Source organism: Streptomyces sp. DvalAA-14, from assembly GCF_900091855.1.
Taxonomy (GTDB): domain Bacteria; phylum Actinomycetota; class Actinomycetes; order Streptomycetales; family Streptomycetaceae; genus Actinacidiphila.
The window spans coordinates 1-8,348 of the sequence record NZ_FMCH01000236.1 but is presented as its reverse complement, the minus strand read 5'-3'; the positions used below and the strand labels follow the sequence as shown (position 1 = coordinate 8,348).

General features: G+C 69.0%; 4 protein-coding genes. All 4 read left to right on the top strand.

Features of this window, described 5'->3' with window-relative positions:
* Positions 1-278: 278 nt before the first annotated feature.
* The 4 genes from GA0115240_RS12545 to GA0115240_RS12530 all read left to right on the top strand — a co-directional run bounded on the left by GA0115240_RS12545 (position 279) and on the right by GA0115240_RS12530 (position 8,288).
* On the top strand, positions 279-1,712 hold the full coding sequence (locus GA0115240_RS12545; RefSeq protein WP_176725053.1) for a lectin: 1,434 nt from the start codon (positions 279-281) through the stop codon (positions 1,710-1,712).
* Positions 1,713-1,887: 175 nt separating this feature from the next.
* Positions 1,888-3,573, top strand: a complete 1,686-nt coding sequence (locus GA0115240_RS12540; protein ID WP_093736762.1) for a glycoside hydrolase family 27 protein — start codon at positions 1,888-1,890, stop codon at positions 3,571-3,573.
* 152 nt (positions 3,574-3,725) lie between these two features.
* Positions 3,726-6,134, top strand: coding sequence for a ricin-type beta-trefoil lectin domain protein (locus GA0115240_RS12535; RefSeq protein ID WP_093736761.1), 2,409 nt, complete (start codon positions 3,726-3,728; stop codon positions 6,132-6,134).
* Between the two features lie 174 nt (positions 6,135-6,308).
* Positions 6,309-8,288, top strand: coding sequence for an alpha-L-fucosidase (locus GA0115240_RS12530; RefSeq protein WP_093736760.1), 1,980 nt, complete (start codon positions 6,309-6,311; stop codon positions 8,286-8,288).
* Positions 8,289-8,348: the final 60 nt, after the last annotated feature.

Below are 8,348 nucleotides of genomic sequence, written 5' to 3'. Positions count from 1 at the left end.
CAGCGCGCGCTCCGCGTGCCCTGCGATCCTCCTGCTGGTCGAAGGGAAGGAAGAAACCGGGCAGCTAAACGTTAGCGCTAACAAAAGCGCCGGACACCTGGGCGTGCCCGTGGCAGTGGCGGCTCTCCTGGGCTGTTCCCAACGGACGAGCACAGCACCCCGCGTCGCCTCCCACCCCCCACACTCTCAAGGAACAGACAATGGAGTCTTCACCCCTTAAGCCGCGCAGCGCCGCAGCCCGCCGATCCCGCTCACCCGCGGTCGCGGTCCTGGGCGTGATGACGCTGCTGGCCGCGATGCTGGTGACCGCGCTGACGTGGTCGGTGCCGGCCTCCGCGGTGGCCGCCCCCCTGGTGGGCCAGGCATCGGGACGATGTCTGGACGTCAAGGGCGACGTCGACACGGCGGGCACCGCCCTGCAGATCTGGGACTGCAACGGCCAGGCGAACCAGGCGTTCGACTTCACCTCCGCGGGCGAGATCCGGACGATGGGCGGCACCCGCTGCGTGGACGTCGCCAACAACCAGACCTCGGTGGGAGCCGCGGTCATCATCTGGACCTGCAACGGGCAGTCGAACCAGATGTGGCGACAGAACTCGGACGGGTCGATCACCGGGGTCCAGTCCGGTCTGTGCCTGGACGTCAACGGAGCGGGTACCGCCGACGGCACCGCGGTCATCCTGTGGACCTGCAACGGGCAGGGCAACCAGCGGTGGAGCGCGTCGGGGACCGCGCCTCCGGCGGGCGGCTCGGGTCCGTGCGACCTCTACGCCGCGGGCGGCACGCCGTGTGTGGCCGCGCACAGCACGGTGCGCGCGCTGTACAGCTCGTACGCCGGCCGGCTCTACCAGGTCAGGCGCTCGTCGGACAACACGACCAGGGACATCGGGGTACTCGCGACCGGCGGTGACGTCAACGCCGCCGCGCAGGACTCCTTCTGCGCCGGCACCTCCTGTGCCATCACGGCCGTCTACGACCAGTCCGGCCACGGGAACGACCTGTGGTACCAGGGATCGGCGCAGGTACCGGGGTCGAGCCAGAGCGGCCCGGCGAACGCGACCTCCGAGTCACTGACCGCGGGCGGCAACAAGGCCTACTCGCTGTACATCAATCCCGGGAACAGCTACTGGCGGGACGGCCATCTGACCGGCGTACCGACCGGGACCGCCCCGGAGGGCGCCTACATGGTGACCAGCGGCACCCACGTCAACAGCGGTTGCTGCTTCGACTACGGCAACAGCGAGACGGACCGCAAGGCGGATGCCGCGGGGGCCATGGACGCGATCAACTTCGGCAAGCAGTGCTGGTTCGGCGGGTGTTCGGGCAGCGGCCCCTGGGTCCAGGCGGACCTCGAATGGGGTCTGTACCCCGGCGGCAGCCAGTCCTGGAACACCAACCAGCGCGCGTTCACCAGCAAGTTCGTGACCGCGATGCTGAAGAACAACGGCACGACGAGATTCGCGCTCAAGGGTGCGAACGCGCAGTCGGGCGGACTCAGCACGCTGTGGGACGGCGCTCTGCCGTCCGGGTACAACCCGATGAAGAAGCAGGGGGCGATCGTCCTGGGCAGCGGCGGTGACTGCTGCAAGCCCGGCGGCGGCGCGAACCTCAGCGCGGGCACCTTCTACGAGGGGGCCATCGTCACGGGTTACCCGTCCGACGCCACTGACAACGCGGTGCAGGCCAACATCGCGGCGGCGGACTACCGCTGAGGTCGGTTCTCCCACCGGGGTGGGCGGCGGTCCCGGCACGTCCGGGACCGCCCCGCCACCCGCCCGCGCAGCCCCTCCCGCGCAACCGCCCGGCCGGCGGCTGCCGCCCGTCCTGGCGGACGGGCTCCGGGAGAGGCCCGTTCCCCCCACTACCCGGCCGAGGAGTCGATGCGTCATGACCTTGTTCGCCGTACCAGCAGAGCAGTTGCCCCCGCCGCCCCGGCGGCGGTCCCTGCGCAGGACGTTAGCGCTCACATTTTCCGCCGCGCTCCTGGCGCTGGCCGCTCCCCTGGTCACCATCGCGGTCGCCCAACCGGCCGCCGCGCTGGGCAACGGCCTGGCCCTGACTCCGCAGATGGGCTTCAACGACTGGAACGCCTACGGGTGCAATGTGTCGGAGTCGCTGATCAAGGCGACGGCCCAGGCGATGCACACCGACGGTATGCAGGCGGCCGGATACAGCTACGTCAATATCGACGACTGCTGGATGACCCATTCCCGGGACAGCGGCGGCCGACTGGTGCCGGATCCTGCGAAGTTCCCCGACGGGATCAAGGGCACGGCCGATTACGTGCACTCGCTGGGCCTGAAACTGGGCATCTACGAGGACGCGGGACTCCAGACCTGCGGCGGCTTTCCCGGCAGCCTGGGCCACGAGACCACTGACGCGCAGAGCTTCGCCTCCTGGGGCGTGGACTACCTGAAGTACGACAACTGCTACGCCGGTCCGGGTTGCGCACTGAACTCGTGCGGCAACGGCAACGAGACGCCGGCGCAGACGCGCTACACCACCATGCGCGACGCCCTGGCTTCCACGGGCCGGCCGATCCTGTTCAGCCTGTGCAACTGGGGCCAGGAGAACGTGTGGACCTGGGGCGCGAACGTGGGCAACAGCTGGCGCACCACGGGTGACATCAACGCCAGTTTCTCCAGCATGCTGTCGATCTTCCACAGCAACGTGGGACTGGCCTCCTACGCCGGTCCGGGTCACTGGAACGATCCGGACATGCTGGAGGTCGGCAACGGCTCGCTGAGCTCCACGGAGGCCCGTTCGGAGTTCAGCCTCTGGTCGGAGATGGCGGCGCCCTTGATCGCGGGCACCAACATCGCCTCGGCGAGTTCCACGACGCTCTCCACGCTCACCAATACCCGAGTGATCGCGGTGGACCAGGACTCGCTCGGCCGCCAGGGCACCATGGTGTCCTCCTCGGGCGGTCTGGATGTGCTGGCCAAGCCGCTGGCCAACGGCGACGTGTCGGTGGCGCTGTTCAACGAGACCGGTTCGGCCGCGACGATCAGCACGAACGCCGGAGCGGTCGGCAAGTCCGGCGCGTCGAGCTACACGCTGACCGATCTGTGGTCGGGAGCGGCGTCGACCACGTCGGGCGCGATCAGCGCTTCGGTTCCGGCGCACGGCACGGTCATGTACCGAGTGGCGGGCGGCACGACCGGCGGCGGTGCGGGGACCAGCGGCGCGCTGCGCGCCGTGGGCGCGGGCAAGTGCCTGGACGTGCCCAACTCCAGCACCACCGCCGGCACCCAGCTGCAGATCTGGGACTGCAACAGCCAGCCGAACCAGACCTGGACGCGCACCTCCTCCAACCAGCTGACGGTGTACAGCGGTAGCGGGCAGATGTGCCTGGACGCCTACAACAGCCAGACCACCGCCGGGACGAAGGTGGAGGTGTGGGGCTGCAACGGCCAGCCGAACCAGCAGTGGGTGCTGAACTCCAACGGCACCGTCACCAGTGCCCAGTCCGGCCTGTGCCTGGACGTCACCGGCGGCTCCACCGCCAACGGCGCGCTGGCCGAACTGTGGACCTGCAACGGCCGGAGCAACCAGCAGTGGACGCTCGACTGACGCCGGGCAGAACGCGGCGTCCGGCGCCGGGCAGCGCCTGACGGCCGCTCCAACCCGTTCTGCCCGCCCCGTGCGCTGACCGGCGCCCCGCTCGCGAGCGCGCCGGCCGGCACGCGGAAGTTCATCCGGTTTGCCTTCGAAAGGACGGTAAGGTGTCTGTTTTGGGCCGGTTGTTCCGGCATTTGCGAGTTTCGACGGCAGTGTGCACGGGCCTGATCCTCGCTGCGGGCGGTGTGGTGGGTACGGCTGCCGTACCGGCGCACGCCGCGACGTCGATCGCCATCAATGGCGCGTCGGCAGGACGGGTCTTCGACGGGGTCGGCGCGATCAGCGGCGGCGGCGGCAACAGCCGGCTGCTGATCGACTACCCCGAACCCGAGCGCGGTCAGATCCTGGACTACCTGTTCCGGCCGGGTTACGGCGCGTCCCTGCAGATCCTCAAGGCTGAGATCGGCGGCGACACCAACTCGACCTCCGGGGCGGAGCCGAGTATCGAGCACACCCGCGGCACCGTGAACTGCAACACCGGCTACGAGTGGTGGCTGATGGGGCAGGCCAAGGCGCGCAACCCGAATCTGAAGCTGTACGGGCTCGCCTGGGGCGCGCCCGGCTGGATCGGCAACGGCAACTTCTGGTCCACCGACATGATCAACTACCTGCTGTCGTGGCTCGGCTGCGCCAAGCAGCACAACTTGAGCATCGACTACCTCGGGGGGTGGAACGAGCGCAACTACAACATCTCCTGGTACGAGCAACTGCGCAGCGCCCTCAACGCCAACGGCTACAGCAACATCAAGATCGTCGCGGCCGACTCGGACTGGTCGGTGGCCAACGACGTCGACTCCAACGCGGCGTTCGCCTCGGCGGTGAGCGTCATCGGCGCCCACTATCCCTGCGGCTACCGGTCGTCCCAGGCCAACTGCGCGGTGCCCGGGGCCGCGTCATCGTCCGGCAAGCCCCTGTGGGCCAGCGAGAACGGCTCGGACGACTACAACGGCGGAGCCCAGGCGATGGCCCGCGGGATCAACCGCGGCTACATCGACGGCCGGATGACGGCCTACCTCAACTGGCCGGTGGTGGCCGCGGTCACGCCGAACCTGCCGTACCCGACGATGGGCCTCGCGCTCGCCTCGCAGCCGTGGTCCGGCTACTACGCGATCGGCAAGAACGCCTGGGTGACGGCGCAGACCACCCAGTTCACCGCGCCGGGCTGGCACTACCTCGACGACTCCAGCGGCTACATCGGCGGCAACCGGAACAACGGCAGCTACGTGTCGCTGAAGTCGACGAACAACTCCGACTACTCCACCGTCATCGAGACGATGGACGCCGGCAGCGCCCAGACGCTGAACTTCACCGTCGCCGGGGGGCTGTCCACCGGCACCGTGCACGTCTGGTCGACCAAGGTCAGCTCCAACAACCCGGCGGACTACCTCGTGCACGCCGCGGGCATCACGCCGTCCGGTGGAAGTTTCAGCCTGACCGCGCAGCCCGGCTACGTCTACACCCTCACTACCACCACCGGCCAGGGCAAGGGCTCCGCCACCAGCCCCGCGCAGGGCGGCCTGAGCCTGCCCTACAGCGACTCCTTCGACAGCTACGCCGCCGGCACCGAGGCGAAATACCTGATGGACTGGCAGGGCGCCTTCGAGGCGGTCGGCTGCGGCGGCGGTCGCAGCGGCACCTGCATACGCCAGATGAGCGCGCAGAAGCCGATCACCTGGGACGCGCTGTCCGATCCGCACGCCCTGCTCGGTGACGTGAACTGGAGCAACTACACCGTCTCCTCCGACGTGCTGCTCGAACAGGCGGGATACGCCGACCTGATCGGCCGTGCCAACGGGCAGGACTACACCACCACCGGCGGCCTGAACGCCTACCGCCTGCGGGTGAGCGACACCGGGGCGTGGTCGATCCTCAACTCGAACACCAACGGCTCGGTCAGCACGCTGGCGCACGGCACGGTCGCGGCACTGGGCACCGGTCGGTGGCACTCCCTGGCGCTGTCCTTCGCCGGGAACACCATCATCGCCGCCATCGACGGCTCCCAGGTCGGTTCCGTGAACGACTACACCTGGGCCGGCGGCCAGATCGGCTACGGGACGAGCCAGGGCGAGACGGCCCAGTTCGACAACCTGTCCATCAAGCCCGGCACCGGCGGAGGCAGCGGCGGCACGACCGCGCCGATCGTCGGCGCCGCGTCCGGCCGGTGCGTGGATGTGCCGGGCCAGTCGCAGACAGCGGGCACCCAGGTGGAGCTGTGGGACTGCAACAGCGGCACCAACCAGCAGTGGGCCAGCACCTCCGCCGGTGAGCTGCGGGTCTACGGCGGGGACTGCCTGGACGCGTACGGGGCGGGAACCACCGCCGGTACCAAGGTCGACATCTGGGCCTGCGACGGCGGTGCCAACCAGAAGTGGACGCTCAACACGAACGGCACCATCACCAACCCCCAGTCCGGCCTGTGCCTGGACGCCACCGCTTCCGGCACCGCCAACGGCACGCTGCTGGAGCTGTGGACCTGCACCGGCGGCAGCAACCAGAAGTGGACGCACAGCTGAACACCCCGACCGGCTGACGACCGGCGGCACCGCCGCTCGTCAGCCGGCCGGACCGCGTCCCCGTGACGCGCCTGTTCCGAACGACCGGCGGCGGCCGGGCCGGGAATTCCCGGCCCGGCCGCCCCGGGACCGCGGATTCCCCCCATCGGCACCCCCACCGACTGTGAGGCCACCATGTCCTCCTCATCACTTCCGATCAGCCGTCGCCGTCTGCTGGCGGCGGCCGGCGCGGCCTCGGCCGTCGGCCTGCTGCGGTTCGCCCCCGAAGCCGCGGCGACCGCCGGACCGGGGAGCTACACCGCGAGCTGGTCGTCCGTCGACCAGCACCCGCCGGCGCCAGCGTGGTTCCAGGACGCCAAGTTCGGCATCTACTACCACTGGGGCGTCTTCAGCGTTCCCGCATTCGGCAACGAGTGGTACCCGCGCAACATGTACATCGGCGGCTCGGCCGAGAACCAGCACCACATCGCCACCTACGGCGACCCGTCGGTGTGGCCGTACAACAACTTCATCGACGGCGCCCGCGACAAGTCCGGGAACTTCGTGCAGTTCGCCCCCAAACAGGTCTCCCAGGGGGGCAAGTGGGACCCGAACGCCTGGGCGCAGCTCTTCAAGGCCGCCGGCGCCAAGTTCGCCGGACCGGTCGCCGAGCACCACGACGGCTTCTCCATGTGGAACAGCCAGTCCAACCCGTGGAACTCGGTCAAGCACGGGCCGAAGCTCGACCTCGTGGGTCTGCACGCCCAGGCCATCCGCGGCCAGGGGCTGAAATTCATGACCTCGCTGCACCACGCTTACCACTTCAACGGCTACTACGACCACGTGCCGTACCAGTCGGACCCGACGCTGCGCATCCTCTTCGGCCAGCAGGGCACCACGGCGGAGAACCAGCTCTGGTACAACAAGCTGGTCGAGGTCATCGACGGCTACCAACCGGACCTGATCTGGCAGGACTTCGACCTGGGCCTGGTCCAGGAGTCCGACCGGCTGCAGTTCCTCGCGTACTACTACAACCAGGCCGTCGCCTGGAACAAGGACGTGGCCGCGACCTACAAGGACGGCCTGGACAACAAGGGCGAGGTCTACGACTTCGAACGCGGCGGCCCGTCGGGGCTGCTCACCCCGTACTGGCTCACCGACGACAGCATCTCCTCGTCCAGCTGGTGCTACACGGTGGGCATCGGCTACTACACCACCCAGGCCCTGCTGCACGCGCTGATCGACCGGGTCAGCAAGGGCGGCAGCATGCTGCTCAACATCGCCCCGATGGCCGACGGCACCATCCCCTCCGGGCAGCAGTCGATCCTGCTGGGGATGGGCGACTGGCTCGGCCGCTTCGGAGAGGCCGTCTACTCCACCCGCTCCTGGACCAGCTTCGGCGAGGGCCCGACCCAGATGGGCGGCGGCACGTTCAGCGGCCCGCTGGCCGGTACCGCCCAGGACATCCGCTTCACCCGCAGCCAGGACAACAAGGTGCTCTACGCCACCGCGCTGGGATGGCAGGGCGGCACCATGACCATCAAGACGCTGAACGCCAACCAGTTCACCATCAGCAGCCTGACGAGCGCGCAACTGCTGAACAACGCCACCGGGTCGTACACCAACCTGCCCGCACCGACCCAGGACGGCGCCGGTCTGCACCTGGCCATGCCCTCGTCCAACCCCCCGTTCACCGCGCTGGCCTACACCGTCAAGCTCACCTTCTCCGGCCAGATCCCGAGCCTCAGCCCGGGCACGTCCACCGGCTGGGTGAAGATCGCCAACGTCACCAGCGGACTGGCGCTCGACGGCGGCGGCAGCGTCGCCTCCGGCTCCAACCTCAAGCAGTGGACCTGGGACGGCAGCAACAACCTGCAGTGGCAGCTGGTGGATCTGGGCACCGGCTACTACCGGATCATGAACCGTACCAACGGCATGGCCGCCGACAGCTGGGGCGACAGCACCAACGGAGCGCCCGCCCGCCAGTCCCCATGGAACGGCGGCAACAACCAGCAGTGGTCGCTGGTCAGCGTGGGCACCAACCGCTACCAGATCGTCAACCGGGGCAGCGGCACCGCCCTCGACGGAAGCGGCAGCACCACGTCAGGCTCCACCGCGGTGCTGTGGGCGCCGAACTCCAGCACCAACAACGAGTGGACCGTCACCGGCGTCTGACCGCTCCCGTACCCCGACCGCACGGAGCACCACCAGGCAGTCCCGACGGCCGTTCCGCTC

Coding starts and splice junctions, on each gene's coding strand:
- GA0115240_RS12530 (WP_093736760.1), top strand. CDS start 6,309: ATGTCCTCCTCATCACTTCCGATCAGCCGTCGCCGTCTGCTGGCGGCG.
- GA0115240_RS12545 (WP_176725053.1), top strand. CDS start 279: ATGACGCTGCTGGCCGCGATGCTGGTGACCGCGCTGACGTGGTCGGTG.
- GA0115240_RS12540 (WP_093736762.1), top strand. CDS start 1,888: ATGACCTTGTTCGCCGTACCAGCAGAGCAGTTGCCCCCGCCGCCCCGG.